Source organism: Bacillus mobilis (assembly GCF_001884045.1).
Taxonomy (GTDB): Bacteria; Bacillota; Bacilli; order Bacillales; family Bacillaceae_G; genus Bacillus_A; species Bacillus_A mobilis.
In genome coordinates this window covers 1-504 of record NZ_MACF01000066.1, presented here as the reverse complement: position 1 = coordinate 504, position 504 = coordinate 1, and the positions used below count along the sequence as shown (strand labels likewise).

Here is a 504-nt window from a genome sequence, read left to right as displayed (position 1 = left end):
ACTTTCACTTTTTGTTCGCCGACTTTGTTTGTATCTACAGTGCCTTCTACTACAGCTTTATCTGTTAAGTCGCCGTCTTCTTTATCTGTTACTTTTACATTAATTTCTTTCTTCACATCAAGTTCCTTTTTACCTTTTTCTACGAAGATCTCATCTTTATCTACTTTGATAACTGGCTTTTCGTTAACTACCTTATTATCTTGGCCGCCCTTACCATCTTGGCCATCTTTTCCGTCTTGGCCATCCTTACCGTCTTGGCCGTCTTTTCCGTCTTGACCATCCTTACCATCTTGGCCATCTTTTCCGTCTTGGCCATCCTTACCGTCTTGACCATCCTTACCATCTTGACCATCCTTGCCGTCTTGGCCATCTTTTCCGTCTTGGCCGTCCTTACCGTCTTGGCCATCCTTACCATCTTGGCCATCTTTTCCGTCTTGGCCGTCCTTACCATCTTGGCCGTCCTTACCGTCTTGGCCATCTTTTCCGTCTTGGCCGTCCTTACCA

1 pseudogene is annotated in these 504 nt (G+C 45.4%); it reads right to left on the bottom strand.

What is annotated here, in order from left to right:
* Positions 1 to 504, bottom strand: a pseudogene (locus BAQ44_RS30645) (hypothetical protein); the annotation flags it as partial.